This is a genomic window from Mycobacterium sp. E2462 (assembly GCF_001672685.1).
Classification (GTDB): domain Bacteria; phylum Actinomycetota; class Actinomycetes; order Mycobacteriales; family Mycobacteriaceae; genus Mycobacterium.
In genome coordinates this window covers 1-26,601 of record NZ_LZKC01000138.1, presented here as the reverse complement: position 1 = coordinate 26,601, position 26,601 = coordinate 1, and the positions used below count along the sequence as shown (strand labels likewise).

Annotated in this window: 24 protein-coding genes and 1 pseudogene; 5 read left to right on the top strand and 20 right to left on the bottom strand. The window is 69.9% G+C overall.

Translation table 11 applies throughout. The features are described from left to right. The first annotated feature begins 75 nt into the window (after positions 1 to 75). Positions 76 to 684 carry a cupin domain-containing protein gene (locus A5714_RS06540; protein WP_231975811.1) on the top strand — a complete coding sequence of 203 codons (609 nt, stop codon included), beginning with the start codon at positions 76 to 78 and terminating at the stop codon, positions 682 to 684. Between the two features lie 7 nt (positions 685 to 691). On the opposite strand, the gene A5714_RS06535 is transcribed toward A5714_RS06540, so the two are convergent. The 10 genes from A5714_RS06535 to A5714_RS06490 form a co-directional block, all read right to left on the bottom strand. After that, positions 692 to 1,498 carry an SDR family NAD(P)-dependent oxidoreductase gene (locus A5714_RS06535; protein WP_068283974.1) on the bottom strand — a complete coding sequence of 269 codons (807 nt, stop codon included), beginning with the start codon at positions 1,496 to 1,498 and terminating at the stop codon, positions 692 to 694. Between the two features lie 6 nt (positions 1,499 to 1,504). Continuing rightward, the gene (locus A5714_RS06530; protein WP_068283971.1) at positions 1,505 to 3,916 is read right to left on the bottom strand and encodes a CaiB/BaiF CoA-transferase family protein; all 2,412 of its coding nucleotides are present in this window, start codon (positions 3,914 to 3,916) and stop codon (positions 1,505 to 1,507) included. A 67-nt stretch (positions 3,917 to 3,983) separates the two neighbouring features. After that, on the bottom strand, positions 3,984 to 5,102 hold the full coding sequence (locus A5714_RS06525; RefSeq protein WP_068071126.1) for a Xaa-Pro peptidase family protein: 1,119 nt from the start codon (positions 5,100 to 5,102) through the stop codon (positions 3,984 to 3,986). After that, positions 5,092 to 6,333 (bottom strand): Xaa-Pro peptidase family protein, encoded by a 1,242-nt coding sequence (locus A5714_RS06520; RefSeq protein ID WP_068283968.1) that lies wholly within the window; start codon positions 6,331 to 6,333, stop codon positions 5,092 to 5,094. The genes A5714_RS06525 and A5714_RS06520 overlap by 11 nt, the downstream gene beginning before the upstream one ends. A 4-nt stretch (positions 6,334 to 6,337) precedes the next feature. Beyond that, positions 6,338 to 7,405, bottom strand: a complete 1,068-nt coding sequence (locus A5714_RS06515) for an amidohydrolase family protein (protein ID WP_197513584.1) — start codon at positions 7,403 to 7,405, stop codon at positions 6,338 to 6,340. Between the two features lie 160 nt (positions 7,406 to 7,565). Continuing rightward, positions 7,566 to 8,810 (bottom strand): cytochrome P450, encoded by a 1,245-nt coding sequence (locus A5714_RS06510; protein WP_068283959.1) that lies wholly within the window; start codon positions 8,808 to 8,810, stop codon positions 7,566 to 7,568. A gap of 5 nt (positions 8,811 to 8,815) precedes the next feature. After that, a complete protein-coding gene (locus tag A5714_RS06505; protein WP_068283958.1) occupies positions 8,816 to 9,010 on the bottom strand; it encodes a ferredoxin in 195 nt (64 codons plus the stop codon). Positions 9,011 to 9,023: 13 nt separating this feature from the next. Continuing rightward, on the bottom strand, positions 9,024 to 9,689 hold the full coding sequence (locus tag A5714_RS06500; RefSeq protein WP_068071117.1) for a TetR/AcrR family transcriptional regulator: 666 nt from the start codon (positions 9,687 to 9,689) through the stop codon (positions 9,024 to 9,026). Positions 9,690 to 9,767: 78 nt separating this feature from the next. Beyond that, positions 9,768 to 10,577 (bottom strand): SDR family NAD(P)-dependent oxidoreductase, encoded by an 810-nt coding sequence (locus tag A5714_RS06495; protein ID WP_068283957.1) that lies wholly within the window; start codon positions 10,575 to 10,577, stop codon positions 9,768 to 9,770. A gap of 73 nt (positions 10,578 to 10,650) precedes the next feature. Then, the gene (locus tag A5714_RS06490) at positions 10,651 to 11,502 is read right to left on the bottom strand and encodes a GNAT family N-acetyltransferase (RefSeq protein ID WP_197502860.1); all 852 of its coding nucleotides are present in this window, start codon (positions 11,500 to 11,502) and stop codon (positions 10,651 to 10,653) included. 139 nt (positions 11,503 to 11,641) lie between these two features. Here A5714_RS06490 and A5714_RS06485 point away from each other — a divergent pair, with 139 nt between their 5' ends. Next, entirely contained in the window at positions 11,642 to 12,409 is a 768-nt protein-coding gene (locus A5714_RS06485; RefSeq protein WP_068071106.1) for an SDR family oxidoreductase, read from the top strand. Between the two features lie 25 nt (positions 12,410 to 12,434). Here the strand turns inward: A5714_RS06485 and A5714_RS06480 are convergent, their stop codons facing one another. From A5714_RS06480 to A5714_RS06445, 8 genes are read right to left on the bottom strand one after another with little or no spacing between them, the layout of a single operon-like run. Continuing rightward, complete coding sequence (locus tag A5714_RS06480; RefSeq protein WP_068283956.1) at positions 12,435 to 13,256, bottom strand: alpha/beta fold hydrolase; 822 nt, start codon at positions 13,254 to 13,256, stop codon at positions 12,435 to 12,437. Further along, positions 13,256 to 14,245, bottom strand: a complete 990-nt coding sequence (locus tag A5714_RS06475; protein WP_068283954.1) for a cyclase family protein — start codon at positions 14,243 to 14,245, stop codon at positions 13,256 to 13,258. The genes A5714_RS06480 and A5714_RS06475 overlap by 1 nt, the downstream gene beginning before the upstream one ends. After that, positions 14,233 to 15,060, bottom strand: a complete 828-nt coding sequence (locus tag A5714_RS06470; protein WP_068071101.1) for a coniferyl-alcohol dehydrogenase — start codon at positions 15,058 to 15,060, stop codon at positions 14,233 to 14,235. The genes A5714_RS06475 and A5714_RS06470 overlap by 13 nt, the downstream gene beginning before the upstream one ends. 35 nt (positions 15,061 to 15,095) lie before the next feature. Continuing rightward, positions 15,096 to 16,397, bottom strand: a complete 1,302-nt coding sequence (locus A5714_RS06465; RefSeq protein WP_068283953.1) for an LLM class flavin-dependent oxidoreductase — start codon at positions 16,395 to 16,397, stop codon at positions 15,096 to 15,098. Between the two features lie 2 nt (positions 16,398 to 16,399). Continuing rightward, a complete protein-coding gene (locus A5714_RS06460) occupies positions 16,400 to 18,139 on the bottom strand; it encodes an FAD-binding protein (protein WP_068283951.1) in 1,740 nt (579 codons plus the stop codon). Continuing rightward, positions 18,136 to 19,053 (bottom strand): 3-carboxyethylcatechol 2,3-dioxygenase, encoded by a 918-nt coding sequence (locus A5714_RS06455; protein ID WP_068283947.1) that lies wholly within the window; start codon positions 19,051 to 19,053, stop codon positions 18,136 to 18,138. Before A5714_RS06455 ends, A5714_RS06460 begins: the two co-directional genes overlap by 4 nt. Beyond that, complete coding sequence (locus A5714_RS06450) at positions 19,001 to 20,719, bottom strand: bifunctional 3-(3-hydroxy-phenyl)propionate/3-hydroxycinnamic acid hydroxylase (protein WP_068283944.1); 1,719 nt, start codon at positions 20,717 to 20,719, stop codon at positions 19,001 to 19,003. Before A5714_RS06450 ends, A5714_RS06455 begins: the two co-directional genes overlap by 53 nt. Further along, positions 20,719 to 21,582, bottom strand: a complete 864-nt coding sequence (locus A5714_RS06445) for an alpha/beta fold hydrolase (RefSeq protein ID WP_068071091.1) — start codon at positions 21,580 to 21,582, stop codon at positions 20,719 to 20,721. Before A5714_RS06445 ends, A5714_RS06450 begins: the two co-directional genes overlap by 1 nt. 127 nt (positions 21,583 to 21,709) lie before the next feature. On the opposite strand from A5714_RS06445, the gene A5714_RS06440 reads away from it, so the two are divergent. Both A5714_RS06440 and A5714_RS06435 read left to right on the top strand, forming a co-directional pair. Then, a complete protein-coding gene (locus A5714_RS06440) occupies positions 21,710 to 22,387 on the top strand; it encodes an IclR family transcriptional regulator (protein WP_068283941.1) in 678 nt (225 codons plus the stop codon). Positions 22,388 to 22,400: 13 nt separating this feature from the next. Then, positions 22,401 to 24,017: an FAD-dependent oxidoreductase gene (locus A5714_RS06435; protein ID WP_068283936.1), complete on the top strand. Its 1,617-nt coding sequence runs from the start codon at positions 22,401 to 22,403 to the stop codon at positions 24,015 to 24,017. A gap of 7 nt (positions 24,018 to 24,024) precedes the next feature. Here the strand turns inward: A5714_RS06435 and A5714_RS06430 are convergent, their stop codons facing one another. Beyond that, positions 24,025 to 24,528: an ester cyclase gene (locus A5714_RS06430; RefSeq protein WP_068283932.1), complete on the bottom strand. Its 504-nt coding sequence runs from the start codon at positions 24,526 to 24,528 to the stop codon at positions 24,025 to 24,027. Positions 24,529 to 24,589: 61 nt separating this feature from the next. After that, on the bottom strand, positions 24,590 to 25,840 hold the full coding sequence (locus A5714_RS06425; protein WP_068283927.1) for an ATP-binding protein: 1,251 nt from the start codon (positions 25,838 to 25,840) through the stop codon (positions 24,590 to 24,592). A gap of 113 nt (positions 25,841 to 25,953) precedes the next feature. On the opposite strand from A5714_RS06425, the pseudogene A5714_RS06420 reads away from it, so the two are divergent. Then, positions 25,954 to 26,259, top strand: a pseudogene (locus A5714_RS06420) (response regulator transcription factor); the annotation flags it as partial. Between the last annotated feature and the right edge of the window lie 342 nt (positions 26,260 to 26,601).

Genomic DNA, 26,601 nt, shown 5'->3' with positions numbered 1-26,601 from the left:
GCCACCGGTTCGAGCGCATCGACCGCGCCTTCGAGGAGCAGGCCGCCGAGGGCTGGCAGCACTAGCCGGGATCCGGTGAACCGCCGGGTGCCGCGCGCCGTGTCCAGAGGCGGCGGCGGTCGGCGGACGCCCCGGAGAGGGCAAAGCATGTGCGCGGAATCGGCGACTGCCGAGGTGCTTTACCGGATCGCGGCGGGCACGGCCAGAGAGGCGTTCGAGGTGTTCGGGCCCAGCGTGGAGTTCGTCACGTGGTCCGATGAGGAACACGGCCAGTTCTGCGTGATGCGCGCCGTGGTGCCGCCCGGTGTCACGGTGCCGCTGCACAGCCACCCCGACGCCGAGGACTTCCTGATCCTCGCGGGCACCCATCAGGTGCTGATCGAGAGCGATCGCGGATTGCGGTGGCAGGACGCCCATGCCGGCGATTACGTGCGGATACCCGGCGGCGTGCTGCACGCGCACCGCAACGTTTCCGACGAACCGGCAGTGGACCTCATCGTCACCACCCTGCGGATGGGGAAGTTCTTCACCGAGGTCGGCCTGCCGTCGACGGGCGAGCCCATTGCGGTGACGGCCGACCGGCTGCGGCATTTCGTCGCCATCACACAGAAGTACGGTTATACGCTGGCGAGCCCGGAGCAGAACGCGGCCGTCGGCATCGACCTGCCGGTATTCTCCGGCTGACGAGGCGTCATGCGGGTCCGAGGCGGTAGTCACCGGTGTGCGGATCCCGATACCAGCCACCCGCGGCATGGGTCCCGCCGTCGATGTGCAGCGTCTGCCCGGTCACGTAGGCCGACATCCTCGACGCTAAAAAGACGGCGGCGCTGGCGATTTCGTCGACGTGACCGGGCCGCCCCAGGGGAACGACCTGGCCGATCCGGCTCGACGCCGCCTCGCCGCCGAGTTGGGCCAGCCCCTCGGTGAGCGTGATGTCGGGCGCTATCGCGTTGACCCGGATGCCGTGCGGCGCCAATTCCAGCGCGGCCGTCTTCGTGTAGTTGATGACCCCGGCCTTGGCCGCGGCGTATGCCGCGTATCCGGGCGCCGCGCGCACGCCCTCGATCGAGGTGAGCGAGATGATGCTGCCGCGCAGTTGGGCCGCGACCATCCGCCGCGCGACGCGCTGGCTGCACAGCAGCACGTGGCGCAGGTTGGCGCGGTACAGGGCGTCCCAGCCGTTCTCGCTGGTCTGCAACAGTGGCGACGAGAACACGCCGCCGGCGTTGTTGACCAGGACGGTCGGCGTGCCGAGCTCGTCGAGGGTGCGCTGCAGCGCGGCGTCGACCTGGGCGCCGTCCCGGACGTCGGTCGGGATACCAAGGGCGCCAATGCTTTTCGCCGCCAGCGCGCAGGACTGCGGGTCGCGTTCCCAGATGGCGACGCGGGCGCCGAATGCGGCGAGCCCGGCCGCGATTCCGCGGCCGATCCCGGCTCCCCCGCCGGTCACCACGGCCACCTGCCCGGTGAGCAGGATGTCGGCCGGGTCGATGGCCATCGGTGATCAGCCGCCCATCGCCGGCGCGCTGCCGATCACGCCGTCGGCCTCGAGCGCGGCGATCTGCGCATCGGACAGACCCAACTCGGCCAGCAGTAAACGGTTGTGCTGCCCGAGGAGCGGGGCAGGCTCGGTGTGAAACGTGTGCGGCCCGGCCGACGACCGCACCGGCAGCGTGGAAAGCCGTGCCGGGCCGTTGACCGGGTGGTCGACCGTTTCGAAGAACCCCCGAAACGTCAGCTGCTCCAGCTCGGTCTGCCGGTGCGGCTGCAGCACTTTGGCCACCGGCACGCCGGCGTCCCACAGGGTGGCGACGATGGCGTCGCGGCCGCGCGGCGCGCACCACGCGGCGAGCCGCTCGTCGATGAGATCGTGATGCTCGCGCCGGCCGGCCGCCGTGGCGAGCTCCGGACCGGTAGCCCACGCGGGCGAGCCGAGCGCGGCGCAGAGGCTGTTCCACTGCTCGTCGGTCTCGACCGCGATGGCGACCCAACTGTCGAGCCGCCCGAATTCGTCGACATCGCCGCTCAGATAGAGGTTTTGCGGGGCGGCCGTGGGCCCGCGGTTGCCGGCGCGCTCCAGCAGCGCCCCGTACGCCGAATGCTCGATCACCTGCTCGGCGGCGATGCTCAGCGCGGCGTCGACCATCGCCGCCTCGACGAAAACCCCGTCCCCGGTGCGCCTTCGGTGCTCCAGGGCCAGCATGATGGCGTTGACGGCGTGCACACCGGCGCAGGCGTCGCCGATCGAGTAGGGGTCATAGGGCGTGCGGTCCGGGTAGCCGGTGAGCCAGCTCACCCCCGACGCGGCCTCGATGACGTAGGCGAACGCCGGGTTGTCGCGCCAGGGCCCCTCCAAACCGAAGCCGGGCATCCGCACCATGACGATGTCTCTCCGCAACGATTGCGCGGCGGCGAAGTCGAGGCCGATGTGGTCGAGCACCCGCGGCGTGAAGTTCTCGACGACGACGTCCGACGTGGCGATGAGGCCACGCAGCAGGTCCCGGCCGCGGGGGTCCTGCAGGTCCAGCGTCACCCCCTTCTTGTTGGTGTTCAAGGCCTCGAAGATGGGAGACCTTTCCCACCAGCGCTCCTCGGCGGTGGGGATGCCGGCGATCAGCCGGGTGCCGTCGGGCCGACGGGTGGATTCGACGTGGATGACCTCCGCGCCGAGCAGGGCCAGGAAGTGGGTGGCACACGGACCGGCCCAGAAGGTCGTCAGGTCGAGAACACGAGTCCCGCTGAACGGCAACGGCTTCCCGGGACCCGCGGGCGCCGGGCGGGGCGGCAGTTGCGCGGCGCGGTAGCGCTGCGTGTGCTCCCCCAGCCGCGGTGCCGGCCGCGGCCGGGGCAGCTGGACGGGCCGCAACCGATACGGGGGGTTCGGCTGGTCGAAGCCGTCGCGCGGGTTGCGCGCGAAGCAGCCGCGCTCGACGAAATGGTCGAACGACGTCAGGTTCGCGCCGTTGCCCACGGGCGCGTGCGGGATGCGAAACGCCGCGGCCAGCTCGCGGACTTCGTCGACCGGGGTGTCGGTGAGCCAGGCGAAGATGTCCTCCGCGTGGATGTTGGCCTGCTCGGTGATCGACAACGCCGAGTCTTCGTCGATCCACTCCGGGTGGCCGACCATCGCGCACAGGTCGAACCATTGCTGCGCGGTGCCGCAGCCGAGACTGACCAGGCCGTCCTTGGCTTGAGCCACCCCCGGGATCGTCGGCCGCCGCAGGTCCCGCCATGGCCTGCCCAGCACGTCGTGGTAGGTGACCGGGTAGTAGGTGAGGCACAGGATGTCCGTCTCCAGCATCGACAGATCCAGCAATTCGCCTGCGCCACCGGCGATTCGGCGCCATCTCGACGCCAGGGTCGCCGCGCTCGCGTAGGCGCCGGCCAGGTATTCCCCGACCTGGCCGGCGACGAAGACGGGCGCGCGTTGCTGCTCGCCGCGGCCGAGCCCGACGATCCCGCCCGACCAGGCCTGCAACGTGAATTCGGTCGCCGGTTTGTCCCGCCAGGGGCCGTGCAGCCCGAACGGGGTGATGGAGGTGACGGTGAGGTGCGGGTGGCGCTCACCGATGGCCTCCGGCGCGAACACCGCCGCGTCGGCGACCCGCGAGCCCGCCGACCAGATCACCGCGTCGGCCGCGGCCAGTAGCCGATGCACCAGCTCGGCGTCGCCGGCGTTGCCTGGGTCGGCGACCACGCTGTGCTTCGCCCCCGCCAGGTAGGTGAACAGGGCACCGTCGCCGCCGGCCGGGACGGCGGCGCCGGAGGCCGACCACAGCCGCAGCGGATCACCCTCGGGCGCCTCGACTTTCACCACCTCGGCGCCACCGTCGGCGAGCAGCTTGGTGCAGTAGGCGCCGGCGATGCCGCTGGACAGGTCGACCACCGTGTAGCCGGTCAGTGGTGGCTGCGTCACCGTCGCTTCGCTCTGCCCTTCGTGGTGCCGGTCGTACGCGACTCGACCGCCGGTTGCGTGGGCACCGTCAGGGCCGCCAGAACGGGCTGCGGGTCAGGATGTCGGGACCGTCGGCGCCGATCAGCACCGCCTGGCGCCCGAACACCGCTCCGGCGCCCCGCTCCCACACGTACCCGGTCACCGAGAGCACCATTCCCGCCGCCAGTCGCTCGGTGGCGGCCGTCTGCGGCAGCCGGTGCGCGACGACGGGCGGGTCGAACCCCATGCCCAAGCCGCGCGCCACGGGTAACGGTGGCTCCGGCTCGCCCGCGGCGGGATACGCCGCGAGCAGGTCACTGGCCGGCGCACCCGCCCGGCACGCCTGGAACAGGTTGTCCCACAACCTGTCCCAGCGCCGATAAAGGTCGGCGGCGGTGCGGTGCTGACCGGCGGGCCAGGTTCGTCCCACCTCTCCGATGTACCCCCCCGCCAAGACGCCGGCCGAGAAGGCCACCAGGTCACCGTCTTTCACGCGACCGTCCCCGTGGCCGCGCCGCCAGGGGTGCTCGCGCGACGTCACCCAGGCGACGTCCTGGTTGGACGGTGTGCTGACACCACCGGCCGCGACGGCTTCGAGCAGAACCCCGGCCAACTCCTGCTCGCCCACCCCCGGGCGCAACTCGGACACGGCGGCGGCGAGGCCGGACTCCGCGACCGCGATCGCCTCGCGCAGCGCGACGACTTCCTCGGCCGTTTTGATGCGTCTGGCCGCGCGCATCGCGAGCTCGCCGTCGACCAGGTCGGCGCGCGGAAAGGCGGTCGGCAGCAGGCGCGCGAACACAGGTGACAGCGCGTCGGTTCCGACGCGGCGTGCGGTGGCGGCACCCTCGATGCGCTGCAGGGCCGCCACGGTGTTCATCGGGTTCCACGAAATGCCGTAGAGGTTCTCGTGCGGGATGTCCTCCGGCACACCCTCGTCCCAGGTGCTAAGCAGATGGATCGCCCCGGTCGCGCGCACCAGGACACAGGTTGGGCCGAACGGCCTGGTGCCGGCGACCCATAGCTGCGGGGCGCCGGTGACGTAGCGGACGTTGGCCTGCCGCCCGAGCACCAGGACGTCGAGGCCGTGCTCGGCCATCTGCTCGAGCGCACGCCGCCGGCGGCCCGAGCGCAACACCCGCTCGTCGGGCAGGACTTCAGTTGCCATAGGGGTCATACGGGTAGTCGGTCAATCGGATCCAGCCCTCCTCGGTGATGACCAGGACCTCTTCGCTGCGGTAACCGCCGGTGCCGTCCTCCCACACCACCGGCTCCAAGACCAGCACCATGCCGGCTTGCAACACGAAGGTCTCGTCGAACTCGGTGCCGAGATCGGTGCCGATCATCGGCATTTCGGCGGCGTTCACCCCGATGCCGTGTCCCAGGTAGAAGTGCGGCAGCCAGGGCTTGGTGCCGCCGTTGGCGTCGATCGCGGCCCGGCCCAGGTCGGCCGCCGTGGCGCCGGCCCTGGCGACACCCAGGACCGCGCTCATGATCTCGAACCACCTGGCGAACTGCGCTTGCTGGCGCGGTGACGGGTCGCGACCGACGATCCAGGTACGCCCGAAATCGGAGCAGTACCCGTGATAGGTAATGCTGACGTCGGTCCACAGCACGTCGCCGTCGGCCAATTCCCGCTCGGTGGTGAGCAACGGCAGCGCCAGATCCCCGTGCGTGGTCCACACGCCGTCGGCCTTGCTGGGCGGCATCACCTGCCAGATGGGTTCCAGCATGCTTGCCGTGGCGCCCAGCTCGAAGGCGCGGCGCAGGAAGCGTGCGGACAGGTCGATCTGGCGGATTCCGGGGGCCAGCCCGCGTTGCACCTCGACCATCGCCTCGTCGGTGATGCGGATCGCCGTGCGGATGCAGGACAGTTCGTCGGGAGTCTTCACGGCCTTCGCGGCGCTGACCATGGCGGCGGCGTCCACGGGCGCCCCGTACGGAAACAACCGCTTGGTGGCGCGTGACATGGCGCCGGTGAACTCGTCGACCGCGACCACCGCCGGTGCCGGGATCAGGTCGGCCAGCGCCCGCGCGAATTGCTCGACGCCCTCGTCGAATTCGAGATAGACCGGTCCGTGCAGGTGGTCGGCGGGCAGACCCGACTCGAGCGCGGCGCCTTCTCGAAACGGCAAGAACAGGTGCGGCCATTCGTCATCGGCGAGCACCACGGCAACCGGCCGCTCGACGTAGGACAATCCCGCGTCGCCCAGCGGCCAGCTGGTCCCGGTGGCGTAGACCACCGCGTTGTTGCCCAACAGGACCAGCGCGTCGACGCCGCGTTCGGCCATGGCCGCGCGCAGCCGTCGGCCGGTCTCGCGGCGCAGCCGGGCCAGGTCGGGGGTTTCCGGGATGACCAGGGCGCCGGTCGCGGCGCCCGCGTGCGCGAATGTCGTCATCGAATCACCGCTGCAGGCCTAGGAACTCGGTGATGTTGCCGCTGACGATCTTCGCCGCGTCGGTGGGGCCGACGGCGTCGACGACGGCGGCCAGCGACTTTTCCGAATACCCGTAGGTGCTCTCGTTGTGTGGGTAGTCGCTGGACCACATCACCTTGTCCACGCCGATGCGGTCGATGAGTTGCAGGCCGAGCGGATCGACCATGAACGACGCGCTCATGTGGGCGTCCCAATAGTGCCGGACGTCATGCTGCAGCGGCCGGTTGAACATGTGCTGATAGGAGGCGACCAGGTGCTCGGCGTCTTGCAGCGCCCACGGCACCCAGGAGATGCCGCCCTCGAACCAGCCGATCCGCAGGCCGGGGTGGTCGTCGAGGATGCCGCCGAAGATGTACTTGGAGAACGTCTCCCGGAAGCCGTCGATGTTGATCATCATGCCGACGACCACGCTGTTGAATTCGGTCGGGCTCTTCGGCGGCGTCTCCCCGATGTGGTGGGTGACGGGCAGGCCGGCGGCCTCGATCTCGTCCCACACCGGCCGCATGGTGGTGCTGCAGTAGTCGATCGGGTTGCCGTCGTCGTCCTTGCCGGGGTTCAGTGGCATCAGGAAGGTCTTCAGCCCCAACGACTTCAGCTCGTCGAGCGTCCTGCGGGTGCCCTGCGGGTCCCACCAATTGATCAGCCCGGCGCCGTAGAAGTGGCCGCCCGAGCGCTCCTGCAGCTCGGCGATGTACTCGTTGTAGACGCGAAACGCCAGCTCCCGCAGTCGTTTGTCCGGGTAGTGGAACAGCGCCAGCACGGCGTTGGGAAACGCCAGCTCCTTGTCCACACCGTCGTCGTGCAGTTCCTGGATGCGGGCCTCGATGTTGGTGCTCGCGGCGCCGGGCAGATCGTCGTATTGCATGAGCACGGCGCTGAAGTCGCCGGGCAAGAAGGACTGGCCCTTGCGCCCGACCTGGTAGGCGCCGTCCTCGTACCAGATCCGCGGCGCCTTGTCCTTCAGGTCGTCTGGAAAGCGTTGGTAGAAGATGTCGTCCGCCAGCGAGATGTGGTTGTCGGCGGAGAACACCACGGTGCCCTCCGGCAGCCCGACGTCCGCGCCGGAGGCGTGGCCGCGGCGATCCTTCGGCGCGCCGAACCCCTTCGGCGGGTACAGCGACACGGGGCTTGCCTGAGTAGTCATCTTTGACCCTCCATTCGGATCGGATAGTCCTGACGTTGCGGCCTGGGGGCTACCAGGTCACCGGAAGTTCGTAGACGCCGTAGGCGAGACGGTCGTGCTTGAACGGCACGTCGTCGAGCGGGATGGCCAGCGACAGCGTGGGAATGCGCCGCATCAGGGTCTGGTAGACGATCTGCAGTTCGGCGCGGGCCAGCTGCTGACCCACGCACTGGTGCCGGCCGTACCCGAACGCGACGTTGCGGTCCGCGCCGGAGCGGTGCAGGTACAGCCGGTCGGGCTCGGTGAAGGCGTCGGCGTCCCAGTTCGCCGGGGCGAGGTCGATGATGATGCCGTCGCCGGCGCGGATCGTCTCCCCGGCAATGTGGATGTCCTCCAACGCCACCCGGCGCTGACCGTTCTGAATGATGCTGAGGTAGCGCAACAGTTCCTCCACGGCGTTGGCCACGATCTTCGGGTCTTCGGCCTCGCGCAGGACGGCGGCCTGGTCGGGGTTCTGCAGCAGGGCAAGCACCCCGAGCCCGATCATGTTCGCCGTGGTTTCGTGCCCGGCGATCAGCAGGCCGGTGCCCAGCTGGGCGGCCTCCTTCACGCTGAGTTCGCCGGCCTTGACCCGTTCGGCGAGATCGGAGACCGCGTCCTGGCCCGGGTGTTCCATCTTGGCCTCGACGAGCTCGCCGAGGTACTTGTGCAGGCTCATCGCGCCCTTGACGGTGTCCTCACCGGTGGCGTAGCGGGCCAGCCCGACGTTGGCGTGGTGCTGGAACATGTCGGCGTCCTCGTACGGGACGCCCAGCAGTTGGCTGATCACCAGCGAGGGGACCGGCAGCGCCAGCGCCGTGACCAGGTCGGCGGGCTGCGGGCCGGCCAGGATCGCGTCGATGTGATCGTCGGTGATCCGCGCGATGGTGGGGCGCAGCGCCTCGACGCGCTTGAACGTGAACGGCTTTGACAGCATGCGCCGAAACCGGGTGTGCTCCTCGCCGTCGGCGGTGAACACCGAGCGCGGCCGCTTGTGCACGGTGGACAGCATTCCGGCGTTCCAATGCGGGAAACCGGGCTGCCGGTCGTCGACGCTCACCCGGGAGTCCGAAAACAGTTCTCGCACTTGCTCGTAGCCCGTGATGAGCCACGGGGTGCTGCCGTCCCAGATGCGGACCCGGGACAGCGGCCGGGCCTGGGCGAGCGTCATGACGTCCGGTGGCGGGGCGAACGGGCAGCGCGGGTCCCGGGCCATCGGGTACTCCGGGACCTCGGCGGTGGTCTGGGTCGTGCCGCTGGTCAGGGTGTCCGGCATGGTTCTCATTCCTCGATGTGGATGGCCAGCGCGGGGCACGCCGCAGCCGCGCGCCGCGCGCCCTCGGCCAGGTCGGCCCCGGGGGTTTCCTCGAGCAAAACGACGACGCCGTCGTCGTCGCGCTGATCGAACACCTCGGGCGCGTTCATGACGCAGTTTCCCGATGAGGCGCAAGCGTTTTGGTCGACCGTTACCTTCATCTTCCCCGGTCCCTCACTCGTGCGGTGTCACGGGCGCCAGCCACAGGCCCACGATCGCGTCGATCAAGCCGGACGCCGCCGCGCGCCAGGAGCGGTGCGGCGGTAACACGCCGGTGGCCAGCGCGCGCTCGCGGTCGGCGCAGGTGTGCATCAACAGGTTTCGGGCCATGATGTTGCGGTCGAAATGCACTTCGGCGGGCAGGTTGGGCAGGCACCGGTTGGTCTCCTCGACCACCTGGACCAGCGACGGCGAGCTGAGCGCGCCCTTGACGATGATGTTGTAGTACGCCGGATCGGTCATGGCCTGGGCGGCGAACCGCGCGTACCAGGTGGGGTTGCCCAGCTCCTCCAGGTGGTCGGTGAGCGGGCGGACCAGGCAGGCGACCCAGTCCCGCAGTTCACCCGACCCACCCGAGGCGAGCAGCTCGGCCACCATCCGCTCGCGGAGCCGCTCGACGGGCCCGCGGTGTTTGTGTTCGATGGCGCGCACCAGGTCGGCCTTGGTGCCGAAGTGGTAGCCGACCGCGGCGTTGTTCCCCTGGCCGGCGGCCTCGCTGACTTGCCGATTCGAGACGGCAAACATTCCGTGCTCGGCGTAGAGCCGCTCGGCGGCCACCAGGATCGCCTCCTGGGTGGAGCTGGCGCGGTCGGTGCGGACGGCCCGGCCGGCAGTGGTCATTGCGTTAGTCAACCGCGGCCGTGGGATTAAGTCAAGCGATTGATTTAAAGGGCCGGGGACGGTTCTGACCGCGACGGGTCAGCCCTCGCGTCTCCTGCTCTTGATGACCTTGCCCGCGACGGTGCCGCCGTCGACCGGCAGCACGATGCCGGTGACGTAGCGCGACCGGTCGGTGGCGAGGTACAGCGCCGCCTCGGCCACGTCGTCGGGCGTGCCCTCGCGCTTGAGTGGCCGATCGTCGCGCATGCCCTGGCGGATGCGCGCCTCGAACTGCTGCAACTGCTCGGCGTCCATGCCGGCCGCCGACTTGCCCAAGATGGGGGTGGGGATGCTGCCCGGGGCGATGGCGTTGACGCGAATGTCGTGCTGCGCCAACTCGATTGCGGCCGACTTGGTGAAGTGGATGACGGCCGCCTTGGACGCGCGATAGCTCATCACGCCGCCGCCGGCCTGGATGCCGCCGATCGACGTGATGTTGATGATCGATCCGCCACCGTGTTCGGCCATGTGCCGGGCGGCATCCCGGGTGCCGGCCATCACGCCCAACAGGTTGACCCCCAGCACCCGATGAAAGTCGGCGAGGTCGTCGTCGAGGAGCTTGCGCAGCGGGCTGGAGATCCCCGCGTTGTTGACCATGACGTGCAGGGCGCCGAACGCCTCGACGGCGGCGGCCACCAGCGCACCGACCTCGTCGGGTTCGGAGACGTCGGTGCGGTGGAAGAGGGCGGCGCCGCCGAGCGCGGCCGCCACTTCCTCCCCGCGGTCGGCCGCCACGTCGGCGATCACCACCCGGGCGCCCTCGGCGACGAACCGTTGCGCGATACCGCGGCCGATCCCGGACGCGGCGCCGGTGACGATGGCGACCGTGCCCTCCAACTCGTTGACCACACGACGAGTTAATCGGCGGCCGCCGCGTTAAGTCAAGCAATTGATTTAGTGCGGGTCGCCCGGGACGGTGGGATCAGTAACCGATAGAGGCGAGGTACGCGCCCCGAGGTTCCCGGTAGTAGCCCACGGTCATCAGGTTCGCCACGTAGACCACTCGCAGCCCGTGGCCCAGGCACCAGCGCAGCAGGGCGGTGTTGCGCAGCGGCATCAGAAAGCCCGGCCCGGCGAAGTGTGGGGCCGCGGCGATCAGGGCGGTCAGGGCCTCGTCGGTCTCGGCGACGGAATACCCCGTGAAACCAATCCCGGTGCTGTAGGCGGTGATTCGCCCGTGCTGCGTCACGACGCTGGCCGCCCCGCGGTCTACGGCTTCCTGCAGTTCTCCCGACCGGTCGTGGCCGTGCACGCCCACGCACAGCGCGTCGCACGCCGGGACGTCCTCGCGCGTCGCGGGGCGGATATCGAAGCCGGGGCGGGCCCGGGCGATGGCTGGTCCCTGCAGCACCGCCAGCGGCTCGCGGACGTCGAAACCCAGTCGTGCGTAGAGGCTCAGCGAGCGGGTGTTGTAGGCGACCTGGACCAACCGCACCCCCCGCGCCTGGCGCCTCGCACTCTCGTCGAGCACCGCCGCCATCAATGCCCCGCCGATTCCGTGGTCTTGGACGTCGGGTTCGACCGTGACCGGGCCGACGCTGAAGATGCTGGCGCGTTGGTCCAGGAAGTTGCTGCCGACGACGGTTCCGTCGCGTTCGGCGACGACGGAGAAGAAGCGTGGGTTCGCGACGAGTTGTGAGATGAGGTCCATGGCCGCCCCGACCTCGGCGAAATCGCGGGGGAACGCGTGGCGCTCGGCCACGGCGCTGAAGGCCCGATAGCAGACCCGCCCGCAGTCCAGGACGTCTTGCGTTGTCGCGGAACGGAGTTGCAACGATGACGCCCCCAAAGCCCCCACCCTCCTTGGCCCCGAGGCCATGCCGCCGTTCGATCGGTTGTGGCGCGCGAACCGCCAATGCGCGATAGTAAGGACGCGCCCGCATCCGCAGGTATTCGCTTCGGGAGGCTCGACGATGAAGATTCTCATAATCGGGGGCAGCGGACTGATCGGATCGCAGGTCGTGTCGATCCTCGACGGGCTGGGCCACGAGGCAGTGCCGGCCTCGCCGCGCTCGGGGGTCGACGCGGTCACCGGCGAGGGGCTCGCCGACGCCGTCGCGGGGGTGCAGGCGGTGGTGGACGTCGCCAATTCGCCGTCCTGGGCGGACGACGACGTGCTGCACTTCTTCACCGCGTCCACCCGCAATCTGCTCGAGGCGGAGCGGGCCGCCGGCGTCGCCCACCACGTCGCCCTCTCAATCGTGGGTGCCGACCGAGCCCCGGACAGCGGTTACCTGCGCGCCAAGGTCGCGCAGGAGAGGCTGATCGCCGAATCGGGGCGTCCCTATTCGATCGTGCGGGCCACGCAGTTCTTCGAATTCGTTTCCGGCATTGCCGATTCGATGACCGACGGGGACACGGTCCGCGCGCCGCACGCGGCGTTTCAGCCCATCGCCGCCGCGGACGTCGCCACGGCCGTCGCCCGTGCGGCGGTCGGCGAGCCCCGCAATGGGATCGTCAACATCGCGGGTCCCGACAAGCAGGGCATGGACGACTTCATCCGCGCCCTGATCGCCGCGGACGCCGACGGGCGCACCGTAGTCACCGACGCCGACGCCCGGTACTACGGCGCGGTGCTCGACGAGCGCAGCATCGTTCCCGTGCCCGGTGAGGAGACCACCGTCTACCCCACCCGCTTTGACGCGTGGCTGGCCGCCCGGGCGCCGAGCGGCGCTTCCTAGCCTCATCGGGGCGTCGCCGAGCGCCTCACACGGCGTCGAGGAACTCCAACAGCAGGTCGTTGACCACCGACGGTTGTTCGATCTGCGGGCAGTGCCCGGCGTCGGCGACGACCGCGGACCGGGCGCCGGGGATCTGCGCGGCGATGTCGGCCGCCCAGCCCGCCGGTAGCAACTTGTCGTCGCCGCCCTCGACGACCAGCGTCGGCACCCGGATGCGCGCGTAGGGACGCGCGCTCGGTGGCGTCGACGAGGGCGCGGCACCCGGGCGCCGAAACCGCGCCGCGGCAATGGCTTCCCACGCGCCGGGCGCGGTGCTGGACTCGTGGCGGCGCCGCACGTAGTCGCCGTCGGCGGCGTAGGCCGCGTCGTGGAACAACGCCGCGACGATCCGGCGCATCCCCGCCAAGGTGGCGTCGTACTGTTGCAGCGCTTCGAAATGCTGGTTCTGCTGGATGTCACCGCCCCCGCAGATGATCGCCAGACTGCGGGCCGGCAGGAGCGGCGCGTCGGACGTGGCGTCGACGAGCAGGTTGATCGCGCCCATCGAGTTGCCGACGAAGTGCGCCGCGCCGACGCCGAGCAGTTCGCAGAAGCGCGCGACGTGCCGGATCCGCATCCCACGGCCGTCGACGAAGTCGACGACCTTGGCGGACTCTCCGAAGCCCAGCTGATCGGGCGCCAGCACCCGGTACCGGGCGGCCAGCGCGGCGATGTTGCGTTCCCAGCCGAGTTCGGCGCCGGCGCCGAACTCGCCGCCGTGCAGGAGGACCACCGGGTCACCGTGACCCGCTTCCAGGTAGCTGGTCCGCAGCCCGTCGACCGACAGGGTGTGGCGGGAGAACCCCATCACTTGATCGCGATCGGATTCACCGGGGAGCCCACCGCGCCGGTGAACCTCAGCGGCGGCGCGATGAGCTGAAATTCGTAGACGCCGTCGGCGGCGCAATCGGCCCCCAAGGCGTTGAGGTCCCAGTACTCGCCGAGCATCAGGCCCATGTCGCGCAGGCACAGCATGTGCATCGGCATGAACGTGCCCTGCACGCCCGAGACCGGGTCTTCGACCATCAGGTTGTCGGCGGCCACCGCGGCGACGTCGTGGTCGTGGAACCACGACGCGCACAGCCAGTCCAGGCCGGAGCCGGGCTCGCCGCCGTCTCCGGTTTCGCAAAACCTTGCCCACCAACCGGTTCGGACCAAGACGATGTCGCCACTGCCGATCGTCACGCCCTGCGCGCGCGCCACGTCGTCCAACTCCCCGGCGGTGATCGGGTTACCGAGCTCGATGAAGGTGTCCACACCGCGGTGACGGGCGACGTCGAGAAGCACCCCACGGGAGGTGATGCCCTTGCCGTCGACCTTGTCGATCCCGCAGTGCTTCGCGCCGAAACTGGTGACGGAGTCGGCGGGAAACCCGTTGTACAGCTTGTCCTCGTAGTAGACGTGCGACAGCGCGTCCCACTGCGTCGCGCATTGCAGCGGCATGACGATCATGTCGTCGTTGAAGCGGAACAAGTCGTCCTGGAAGTACTTCCCCATGTCCTGAGCGCTCGGGTTGTCCACCCAGCCGGGGCCGAACCGCGGCAGCGAATGTGCGTCACCGCCGTCGACGGTCATCGTGTGAATGGGGTTGTGCCGAAACTTGAACGCCCCCTGCGGACCCGACGAACCGAAGTCGACGCCGAGGGGGAAGACCTTGCCGTGCCTGACCAGGCCGGCCGCTTGGGCAATCTTTTCGGGGGTGATGAAGTTGAGGGTGCCCAGCTCGTCGTCATCACCCCAGCGGCCCCAGTTGCGGACCTCTGCTGCGACCCGCCGGAAGTCGGTTACGCCGGCCACGGGGCCCCCTCTTCGAGCTCGCGGGCGATCGCCGCGCCCAGGTTGCCGCCGTCAACCCACAGCACCTGCCCCGAAATGTAGCTTGCGGCAGCGCTATTGAGGAACAGCAGGACCGCCGCCTGCTCGGCGGGGGAACTGACCCGGCCCAGGGGCTTGGGGATGTCGTCGAGGAAGGCCTGCCCGTAGGCGGTGCGCAGCTGATCGAGGATCGGCGTCTCGGTGACGCCGGGCCCGGTGCAGTTGATGCGGATCCCGCGCGCGCCGAGGGCCGCGGCGCTGCGCATGGTGTAGAGGATCAGCGCCTCCTTGGACAACTGGTAACCGCCGCCGGCCAGCGCGTCCGGGTGGGCTTGGCACCAGTCGACGCCCTCGCGCATCGTGGCGGTCGCGACCAGCGGGGCGATCGCCCGCAGGTGTTCGCGGTAGTCGCGCGCCGCCAGCGACGACACGCTCACGATGGCGGACCCGGCGGCCATGCGCGCGATCAGCGCCTCGGTGACGTGCCGCAGGCCGAGGAAGTTGACGGTGACCACCAGGGGCGGGTCACCGATCCCGGAGGAGACGCCGGCGACGTTGAACAGCGCGTCGACGCGCCCGTCGATGGAGGACACCGCCGCGTCGATCGACTCCTGGTCGGCCAGGTCGATCTCGTGGAACTCGGCGACGTCGATCGCGGGGCGGCGTTTGTCGAGCCCGACGACGTCGGCGCCGACCTCGGTGAGCTGGCGCACCACGTGTTCGCCGATGCCCGACGCGCATCCGGTCACCACCGCCCGGCGACCGTCGTAGCGCCACAACTGGTCGATCTGTCCCAACGCCCGATGTCCCTCGGCTCAACCGTTTTCGGTGATTACTGCTGCTGCTCTTTCGCCCGCTGCGCGGCCTGCACCCGGCCCTCGTTGATCTCGGCCATCGCCTCGGGGATCTCGCTGGCGGTGAATTTACCGCCCCGCCCGGTGGGCAGGCCGCCGAACGAGTATTCCTCGTCGAACCGCGGCGCGGTCGGCTCGGGGCGGCGCTCCTCGATCTTTTCGATCACGGGCTCTAGGCGCTTGGCCTTCTCGGCCACCGCCTTGGCGTCACGCTCGATGAACTCGGGCAGCACCTCTTGGCCCATCAACTCGATGGATTCCATGGTGCCCTCGTGGCTACGGGGATTGAGCAGCAGGATGATCTCGTCGACGCCGCTTTCCTCGTAGCCGCGCAGGAATTCACGCACCATGGCCGGGGTGCCGATCGCCCCGCGCCCGGGACCATAGGCGAGGGTCGGGTCCTTCTCGACCTCGTCGAGGTAGCGCTCCCACACCCCGGTGCGGCCGGGGGTGTGCACGCCGGTCATGTAGTAGTGCATGATCCCGAAGGAGAAGAAGCCGCCGCCCTTCCCGAGGCGCTGCAAGGCCTGGTCTTCGGTCTTGGCCACCATCATCGACAGGTCGCCGCCGATGGCCAGAATGTTCGGGTTGATCGCCGGTGTGACCGGGACCCCGTTCTCCTCGAGCTCCTTGTAGTAGCCGTTGACCCTCTCCGTCAGCGGGCCGGGGCCCGTGTAGGCGAAACTCAGTGCGCCGATGGCCTTTTGGGCGGCCATCTGGACGCTGGCCGGGCGGGTGCAGGCGACCCACACCGGCGGGTGCGGCTTCTGCAGCGGCTTGGGAACCACGTTGCGGGCCGGCATCTCGATGTGCTGCCCCTTGAACCCGCTGAACGGCTCCTCGATCATGCAGCGGATCGAGACCTCCAGCGCCTCCTCCCACTGCGCCCGCTTGTCGGCGGGGTCGATGTTGAAGCCCCCGAGTTCGCCGACCGACGACGATTCGCCGGTGCCGAATTCGACGCGGCCGTTGGAGAGCAGATCGAGCGTGGCGATGCGCTCGGCGACCCGCGCGGGGTGGTTCACCACGGGCGGTAAGTGCATGATGCCGAACCCCAACCGGATGTTCTTGGTGCGCTGACTGGCGGCGGCGAGGAAGATCTCGGGGGCGGTGGAGTGACAGTACTCCTCGAGGAAGTGGTGCTCGGTCAGCCAGACGGTGGAAAAGCCGGCCTTGTCGGCCGCCGCCACCTCGTCGAGGCAGTCCTGCAGCATGGCGTGTTCGTCGTCGGGCGCCCAGGGCCGCGGCAGGGCGAACTCGTAGAACAGCGAAATCTTCATTGCTACCTCCTAGGCGAATTCAGGGCGTCGTTGGCAGGCTGTGCGGCAACGTGTTTCGCCGCGACATAGCCGAAGGTCATGGCGGGTCCGATGGTGGCGCCAGCACCGGCGTAGCTGCGGCCCATCACCGGCGCCGCGGTGTTGCCTACCGCGTAGAGCCCGGGCACCACGGTGTCGTCGGCCCGCAGGACGCGGGCGTGCTCGTCGGTGCGCAGGCCGCCGGAGGTGCCGAGGTCACCGAGGACGATCCGGAAGGCGTAATACGGTGGGGCGCCGAGCGGGAACAGGTTGGGATTCGGCAACGTCGGGTCGCCGTAGTAGTTGTCGTAGACGCTGTCGCCGCGGTTGAAATCGTCGTCGTGGCCGCGACGCGCGAGTTCGTTGAAGCGGCGGGCGGTTTCGGTCAGGTTCTGCGCGGGCACGCCGATCCGGCCGGCCAACTCCTCCCACGACGAGGCGGCCTTGACGACGCCGGATTGCAGCCACGCCGACGGGACCTTGCGCCCGGTGGGCACCGGCGCCCCGGGAATCTTGGGGATGGGCAGGTGGCCCGCGACGACGTAGCGGTTCCACGACCGGTGGTCGGTGATCAGCCAGCAGGGTATGTGGGTGAGGCCAGTCCGTTGGCCGGCGATCATGGCGTGACCGAAATCCATGTAGGGGGCCGCCTCGTTGATGAACCGCCGCCCGGCGCCGTTGACGATGAACTGGGCGGGCATCATCCGCTCGTTGAGCATGAACTGCATGCGGCCGTCCGGCCACTGGATCGCAGGAAACCACCAGGCCTCGTCGAGCAGGTCCGTTGCGGCCCCGACTTTCTCGCCCGCGCGGATGCCGTCACCCAGGGCCGCCGGGTTGCCGAAGCTCCAGTCCTGGTCCACCTCGGGCAGCAGCTCCTTGCGCCGGGCGAGGTCGTGCTCGAAACCTCCGGAGGCCAGGATGACGCCGCGCCGCGCCCCGATGCGGTGCGCGCGGCCCTGCCGTTGCACCACCGCGCCGGTCACCGCGCCGTCGGGATCGGTCAGCAACTCGATCATTGGCGAGTCCAGCCACAGCGGGATGCCCCGCTCGCGCAGCGCCAGGCGCAGCCGCGCGGCCAGCGACTGGCCGATCGCGGCCATCCGTTCGCCGAACACCCGGGCCCGCACCATCCGGGCGATCAGCTTGAGCAGCACCCCCTTGCCCGCCCACGACTGCCGGATCCGGTAGAACGTGCGAAGCTCCTTGGGCCCGAGCCAGATTCCCTTCGGCGCCAGCGCCAGCGGCTTGAGCAGCTGCTCCTCGTCGGGGCCGAGGGCGCGCAGGTCGATGGGCGGGACGTTGATGGTGCTGCCGAGTTCTGAGCCGCCGGGCAGCTCGGGATAGTAATCGGCGTATCCGGGCTTCCAGACGAATTCGCACCACCCCGAGGCGCCTTCCAGGAAGGCGAGCATCTTCGGGGCGGACTCCACGTATTGGCGGATCCGCGCCTCGCTCACCAGGCCGTCGGTGATCCGCAGCAGGTATTCGACGACGGCGTCCGGGGACGGCCGGTAGCCCTCCCGGCATTGCGCGGGCGCCCCGGGCACCCAGATGCCGCCGCCGGACAGGGCGGTGGAACCGCCGTAGCACGAGGACTTCTCGACGATCAGGGCGTCCAGGCCGGCGGCCTGCGCTGTCAGGGCGGCGGTCATACCGCCGCCCCCCGACCCGATGATCAGCAGGTCAACGACGTGGTCGAAACCCTCGGCCACCGACGTCATTGCGGGACCGCCGTTCTGATGGCGAACCCGGCGATGAGTTCCGGGGCGGCCCGGTAGAAACGCTCGACAGTTCGGTACGGGCCCGCGGTGGCCAGCGCCGCGAACGCCGCGACCCAGGTCCTGATCTCCTGCGCGGAGCCACCGCCCTCGCGCGCGACGAACGCGTTCGACCACCCGTCGAGTTCGGCCAGCCGGCCGGTGTCGACGATGTCCAGGAACGCGTTGTCCCACAGGGGATTCAACGGCTGCAGCGGCGAGTTGCCGGTCGCGAAGCCGCGGGCCGCCTCGACGACCGCGGCCTGGCGGTCTTGGCGCTGCTGGGTCGTCATGGGGCGACCGTGCACGATGCGCTCGAGCACCGGCGGCGGCGCCGTGTCCAGCGTCGGCACCGGGGGGCTGTGCGAGAGGCCGCCGGAGCCCAGCAGCAGGACCCGCTTGTCCAGGCCGGCGAGATACCTGCCGACCGCCGCGCCGAGCGCTCGGCAGCGGCGTAACGGCCCCAGCGGCACGGCGATCGCGTTGATGAAGATCGGGAGCACCGGGCGCGCCGTCGCGTCACCGAACAGCTTCTCCAGCGGCTGCACGGTGCCGTGGTCGACGTCCATGCTGGTCGACACCGCGACGTCGACGCCGTCGTCCAACACGGCCTGCGCGCAGTCCAACGCGAGCCGGTCGGCCACGGTCAACGGTCCCGCGTGGGTGCCGTAGTCGCCGACGCCCGCGGCGGCCGTGCCGATGCAGAAGGGCGGCATCGCCCGGTAGAAGAATCCGTTGTAGTGGTCCGGGGAGAAGGTGACGACGAGCTCGGGGTCGTAGTCGGTGACGAAGCGCCGCGCGGCGCCGATCGCCGATTCGATGTCGTCAAGCAGGTCCCGCGACGGCCCCGGAAGATTCAACAGCGGGCTGTGCGACATGCAGCACAGAGCCAGTGCCATTCGGCGATTCACCCCCTCGCGGTGCCAGGGGCGGCGTGAGGGCCAGCACCGACAACAGCTCGGCGCTCAGATCCGGTGCCCGCTGGGCGATGCACGCGCCGGCGATGCACCGATCGGGCCGCAGGAACAGCACCGATTCCGGGTGGGAGTCGAACCAGGACTTCACGCCGCCGGACCGGTCGCCGACGACCACGACGTCGGGGTCGTCGTGACCCGTCCAGTGCAGCTGGGTCCGCGGCCGCAGCGCGACGAAGCGGGCGCCGAGCGCCTTCCAGTTGGCGAACGCCACGTCGCCGAGGATCCGGCGCGGGTAATTGTTCCAGCACAGGACGGCGAACCAGTCGCCGAGGACGTCGTCGAGCAGCACATCCTGCTGTGTGCGGGTGTCGACGCGCGGTTGGATGAACAGCGTACCGGCTGGCGAAACCGACTGCGGGCCAGCGGAATACGACGTGCCGTGCACCACGGCGCCGGTCTCGTAGCGCGGCATCGGCTTGAACCGCATCTCCAGCACGTAGCGCTTGAGGGTCGGGACGATCGACGCCGAGCGGATGAGAAGGTCGCGCGCGCCCGCCACCCGCCGGTTGGTCGGCGAGATGACGCGGCCCACCATGGTGGACAGGTCGATCATCGCCCGCGCGTGCTTGCGCCGCTCCACGTCGTAGGTGTCGAGCAGCGTGTCGTCGGCGCGGCCCGTCACCACCGCGGCCAATTTCCAGCCCAGGTTGGCCGCGTCGCGGATGCCGCTGTTGTAGCCCTGCCCCTGCCACACGGGCATCAGGTGCGCGGCGTCGCCGGCCAGCAACAGCCGGCCCTTGCGGAAGGCGCCGGCGATCCGCGAGTGGTGCGTGTACACGCGACGCCGGATCACATCCACCCGATCGGGGTGGGGCACCATCCGCGCCAGCATGCGCGTCAGGAACTCCGGGTCCTCGGCCTGCTCGTCGGTCTCGTCGGCGTGAATCATGAACTCGAAGCGGCGAATTCCGTGGGCGATCGAGATGGAGGCGTAGGGGCGTTCCGGGTCCGCACCGACCTCGCTGTTCGGGTGACCGAGCGGGTCGTTGGCGATATCGACCACCAGCCATCGCGTCGCGGACGTCGTGCCGTCGAAGGACACGCCCATCACGCGGCGGGTCATGCTGCGGCCACCGTCGCAGCCGACGACGTAGCGCGCCCGCACCCGGCCTTGCCCGCCGCCGAGTTCGACGGTGACGCCCGTCGGGTCCTCCTCGCAGGCCGTCATCGGCCGGCCCCACCACAGCTCGACGTGGTCGAAACGGTCCAGGCCGGCCAGCAATTCGGCGTCGACGAGCGGCTGGACGAACCCGTTGCGCTTGGGCCACCCGAATCGCGCGTCGGGTGGTGCCATCTCGGCGAGCACGCGGCGGTGCGCGTCCAGGAAACGCAGGATCTGGTTCGGCACCGTGTGCGGCAGGATCCGGTCGACCAACCCGATCGCCTGGAAGGTCCGCAACGCCTCGTCGTCGAGCCCGACCCCGCGCGGGTAATCGATCAGGGTGTCCCGCTCCTCGACGACCACCGTCTTAATGCCCTGCAGGCCAAGGATATTAGCCAGCGTCAAGCCGACGGGTCCGGCGCCGACGACGAGGACGTCGGTGTCGACCTCGGATGCGTCGGCCATCAGCGGCCCAACAGGAAGTCGAGGTGCAGGCGGTTGAAGGTCTTGGCGTCCTCGTACTGCGGCCAGTGGCCGCAACCGGGCATCACCTCGAAACGCGCCCCCGGGATCATCGAGGCGATACGGCGGCCCTCGGTCACGTCGGCGGTCGGGTCGTCGCTGGTCCACAGGACCAGCGTGGGCGCGGTGATCGACCCGTATTCGGCCGGCCCCAGGAGGTTTCGGGCACGGATCTGCGGGTCCTGCAGCGCCATGATGTCGCGCATGGCGTCGACGAATCCCGGCTGGCGGTAGACGCGTTGGCGGCTGGCGACCAGGTCGTCGTAGCCCTTGGATTTGTCGGCCATCAGCCACTTGATCCGCGCCTGCACGGTGTCCCAGGCCGGGTCCTCGGCCGCGGCCATCGACAAGGTGATGATCCGTTGCATCACGGCCGGATCGGCCTGAGAGCCGCCCGCGGTGTTGAGGACCAGCTTGTCGACGACGTCCGGGTGGTCGATGGCGGCGCGGGCGGCCACCCACCCGCCGAGCGACTCGCCGCTGATGCTGGCCCGGTCGACGCCGATGGCGCGCAGCACGGCCATCAGGTGTTCGACGTAGTGCCGGACCTCCAGCGGGTGCCCGGGCTTGCCGGTGTAGCCGTGCCCGAGCATGTCGATGGACCAGGTCCAGAAGTGCTCGGCGTGCGCGGCCAGGTTGCGGACGTAGGCCTCGGCGTGTCCGCCCGAGCCGTGCAACAGCACCAGCACCGGGTTGCCCGGCCTGCCCGCCCGTAGGTAGCGGGTGGGCACGCCCTGAGCCTCGAGGTAACCCTGCTCGAAGGCGACGCCCTGCAGGTCGCTCCAGATGCTTTCGAACTCCGCCACGATTCCTCTCACGCCTCGCCCGTGGGAAAACGCCGTTCTCGTTTTCGACTAGCTTTGTGTGCTAATATCGCACACTAATGTGCGTTATATTTAGAGCTTCGCTCTCGCGCGGTGGTCTGTCAAGCCTGTGACAGGACCGGGACCGGGCTCGCAGACGCTGGCCAGGGGACTCACCGCGCTGCAATTGGTGGCCGACTCCCCCGGCGGGATGACCGCGCAACAGCTGGCCGAACGGGTCGGTGTGCATCGCACGATCGCCTACCGCCTGCTGACGACGCTGGCCCAATTCCACCTGGTGGCCAAGGGCGAGGACGGCCGCTATCGGCCGGCGGCGGGGCTCGCCGTGCTGGGTGCGTCGTTCGACCGCAACGTGCGGCAGGTCAGCCTCCCGACGCTGCGCACGCTGGCCGACGAGCTGGGCACCACCGTGTCGTTGCTCATCGCCGAGGGCGAGCAGCAGGTGGCGATCGCGGTGATCGTCCCCAGCCACGTCGCCTACCAACTCTCGTTCCACGAGGGCAGCCGCTACCCGTTGGAGCGTGGGGCCGCGGGCATCGCGCTGCTCGCGAGCATGCCGCCGCGCCCGGGCGAGCGGGACCTGGTCGCCCGGGCGCGAGAGCGGGGCTGGGTGAGCACCTACGGGGAGATCGAACCCAACACCTTCGGGTTGGCGGTCCCGGTACGGCGACCGGCGCCCTCCCCGCCGACCTGCATCAACCTGATCTCGCACCGGGAAGACGTGGTGCTGCGCGGCAAGGACGCGGTCCTGGCGGCCGCCCACCAGCTGTCGGCGCTGCTGAGCTGAAAGGACACCGTTCATGCCCTGGGACACCCAAGTCGACGTCGTCGTGCTCGGCACGGGAGGTGCGGGCCTCACCGCCGCGCTCACCGCGGCCGCCGCGGGCGCCACGGTGGAAGTCTTCGAGAAGGCACCGACGGTGGGTGGGACCACCGCCGTGTCCGGCGGCATCGTGTGGATACCGGCGCACAACCGTTCTCCCGACGGCGAATTAACGCCCGACGACGCGTTGCGCTACCTGCGCGCCCAGTCGCTGGGATCGATGGACGACGACCTGGTGGAGACGTTCGTGCACACCGGGCCCGCGATGCTCGACTTCATCGAGGCGCACAGCGGGCTGCGCTTCGAGATCGCGACCGGCTTCCCCGACTACCAGCCCGAACTGCCGGGCGGGCAGCCGTCCGGGGGCCGGTCACTGTCCGCGGCCCCGTTCGACCTGGCGCAGCTGGGTGAATGGGCCACGCGCATCACGTCGTTCCCGGCCGACTGGTCCAACGTGGGATTCGACGCCGAGACCCGCGCCAGGCTGCACGCGGCGATCGACGAGCGAACCAGCCACCTGTGTGTCGCCGGCACCGCGCTGATCGCCGGGCTGCTCAAGGGCCTGCTGGACGTCGGTGTGGTTCCGCACGTCAACGCCCGCGCCGAGCAGCTCGTCACCGAGGCCGGGGAGATCACCGGGGTGCGGGTCGCGCTGGCGGGGCAAACCCTGACCGTGCGCGCCCGCCACGGTGTCATCCTGGGCACCGGCGGCTTCGAGTGGGATCCCGGTCTGGCGCAGGCCTTTCTGCGCGGCCCCATGCACGGTGCGGTCTCACCGCCCAACAACACCGGCGACGGGCTGCGGCTGGCGATGGCGCACGGCGCCGACCTGGCCAACATGGGCGAGGCCTGGTGGGTGCCCATCGTGCAGATCCCTGGCGACACGATCGACGGCAGGCAACGCAGCCGCAGCGTGCGCCTGGAACGCACCCGGCCGCGCAGCATCATCGTCAATGCGGCCGGGCACCGCTTCGTCAACGAGGCCTGCGATTACAACTCGATGGCCGGAGCGTTCCACTACCTCGACCCGCGCGGCGGTTACGTCAACGACCGGGGGTGGATGGTGTTCGACTCCGTGCACCTGCAGCGCTACGGATTCCTCGGAATCGAACCGGGTCAACGGGTTCCGGAATGGTTCTGCGAATCCGCGGATCTCGACGAGTTGGCCGCGAAGACCGGCATCGACGCCGACGGCCTGGCCCACACCGTCGCACGGTGGAACCGGCACGTGGCCGCCGGCGCCGACCCCGACTTCGGGCGCGGCTCCAGCGCCTACGACGGTTACTGGGGAGACGACAGCGCGACCACGCTCGCCGGAAAGACCCTCGGCCCCATCGACACCGCACCGTTTTACGCCGTGCCGGTGCGCATCGGGGCGATGGGCACCAAGGGCGGGCCGCGCACCGACCGCGACGGTCGCGTGCTGCACGTCAGCGGCGAGCCGATACCCGGCCTGTACGCCGCCGGCAACGCGATGGGCGGCGTGACCGGACGGGCCTACGGCGGTGCCGGTGGAACCCTCGGTCCGGCAATGGTTTTCGGCTACCGCGCCGGTCACGCGGCCGCCACCGGAAAGTCCGTCGACTTGACCTAGCGGCGGCTCAGGCCCGGCCGGAGGTCAGGCATTCCTCCAGGGGCCAGCCCAACTGCTCCCACATCGACAGCTTGTTCCAGTCCTTGACGAACTCGACCAGCTTGCCGTCGCGCACCTGGAAAAGCGCCGCCGCCGACCACCGCGCGGTGCGGCCGGTGGGCTCGAGGTCGCCGTGCGGCCGGCCCCGGTGCGTCCCCTCGGCGCTGTAGCGCAGGCAGACGCGGTCGGCCTTGGCGAAGCAGACGTCGTAGCTCACGATGCGCAGGTCGTCGACCTGTTCCATGAGCCGACCGTGGTCGTCGGCATAGCCCTCGAGGGTGTCGACGCCCGGGAACGTGGTCGGCGCGATGAAGCGATTGCCGGGGGCACACAGGTGCGCCACCGCTTCGGCGCTGGCCCTGCCGGGCGTGTAGGAGATCTCCATGTATTCGCGTACCAGGTTGATGTTGCGTTGCTCGTCGAGCGTGTAGTCGTGCGTCGCGGCTACGGGCGATGGTTGCGCCGTCGTCATTGCTGCCCTCCCGGCTGTGTGTCTGGACTGCTCCCCGAAGGCGTACCCAGAAGCCCGGCGATTACCCGCCCGTCCGCCGCTGGTCGCAAGAGCGTTGCGAGACCGGCAGTTCGACGCACGCGTGCGTTCCGATCGGCACGTCGAGAAAGACGAACGCCCCGCCGGCCGCCTCCACACGAGATCGATGCGCGGCGAGCCCGATGTGCCCCTCACCGAGCCGGCGCGCCACGGTCGTGAGGCTGAGGCCCACGCCGTCGTCGATGACGTGCAGCACGCAGCGACCGTCGGTGATCCCGAGCGTGACCGTCGCGGTGTGGGCCCGCGCATGCTGCACGACGTTGGACAGCAACTCCCGCGCGACCCCGAAGACGACGGGATCGATCTCGCTGCGCAGGGGGTAGTCGATGTCGGTCGCGATGTCGATGCCGGCGCGCTGGGCGGTGAAGGTGGCCAACTGCTGCACCGCGGCGCCCAGCCCGACCTGCTCGAGCACCGCCGGGTGCAATTCGAAGGTGGCCTGGCGCAACCGTTCCGAGGCCGACTTGAGGCCGGCCAGCGCCCGGTCGACCCGGTCGTCGCCCGCGAAGGCGACTTTGAGCTCGTCGAGTTCCTGGCGCACCGCGAGGATGTCCTGCAACGGCCCGTCGTGGATGAACTCGGAGATCCGGCGCTGCGATTCGTCCGCCGCGGTCATCGTCTGCGCGAGCAACTCCTCGCGCAGGGCGCTGAGCCCGGCCACCGACCGCGTATGGCGCTCCTCGATCCGGACCACCAGGAACGCCGCGCAACACAGGAACGCATAGAGCAAGAAGCGAAACCCGGCCTCGGGCAATCGAACCGCGCTCGACATCACCGGATCTTGCAGCACGGCGATCGCGAAGCCGAGCATGGAGAAGAGCAACACCACCGCCGCGCGCCGCGAGGAGACGTCCAGGCCCAGCAGGACCGGCAGCATCGCCATGATCAGCAGCGGATACACCCCGTTGGTGGACAACAGCTGGAACGCCGTCAGCGCGACGATGTCGACGACGGTGAACGCGAACGGCTCCAGCCGGCCGAGCGTGACCAGGCGGCCCCGGCCGACCCGGCGGCGCACCGGGGCGAACGCCAACGCCAGCGCGCCCAGCCCGACCGACGCGTAGAGCGCGATCAGCACGGTTTCCTGAGGCCACTCCGAGCGCTCGGTGCCGATGATCATGGCCGCGGCCATCAGACCCACGACGCCGAGCCGCAGCACGGCACCGATTCGGTAGGAACGCAATTGGTGAATGGTGCGGACGCGTTCCAGTTCCGCGTCGCCGGTGACCGCCACCCGCTCACCGTACTCATCGGCGGCCGGCGAGCCCAGGCAAACTGCGTGTCTACGCATCAGCGCCCGCCACGTCGACGGAGGCAGCGACCCGGCAAAACGTTAGACTCGTCGCCATGGTCAGCGCGGCGCCGGGCGAGAAGGTGCGGGTGGTGGTTGCCGACGATCACCCGCTGTTCCGGGAGGGCGTGGTGCGGGCGCTGTCGTCGAGCGGGTCGGTGGACGTGGTCGGTGAGGCCGCCGACGGGACCGCCGCGTTGGAGCTGATCGCGTCGCAGCTGCCCGAGGTCGCGCTCCTCGACTACCGGATGCCCGGCATGGACGGGGCCGAGGTGGCGGCCGCGGTGCGCAATCGGGGGTTGCCGACCCGGGTGCTGCTCATCTCGGCGCACGACGAGCCGGCGATCGTGTACCAGGCGCTGCACGTGCGTCTTGACCGTCGACGGGGCCACGAACAACTCACCGGCGATGACGGGGATGCTTTGACCGCGAGCGATCCGATTGAGCACCTCCCGCTCCCGCGCGCTGAGCACGGGGGCGGGAGGTTCGGCGCGGTGCCGGATCTCCGCCGCCAACCCGCCGACCAGGGTGGGCGCCACCACGTCGCGGCCCGCGGCGCAATCCCGCACGGCCGTGACGATCTCCGCGCGCGTCGCCTCCTTGAGCACGAAACCCGCGGCACCCTGCTGCAGCGCCTGGTACACGATCGCCGGCTCGTCGTGCGCCGAGATGAGCAGCACCCGGGTCGGCAACCCCCGATTGCG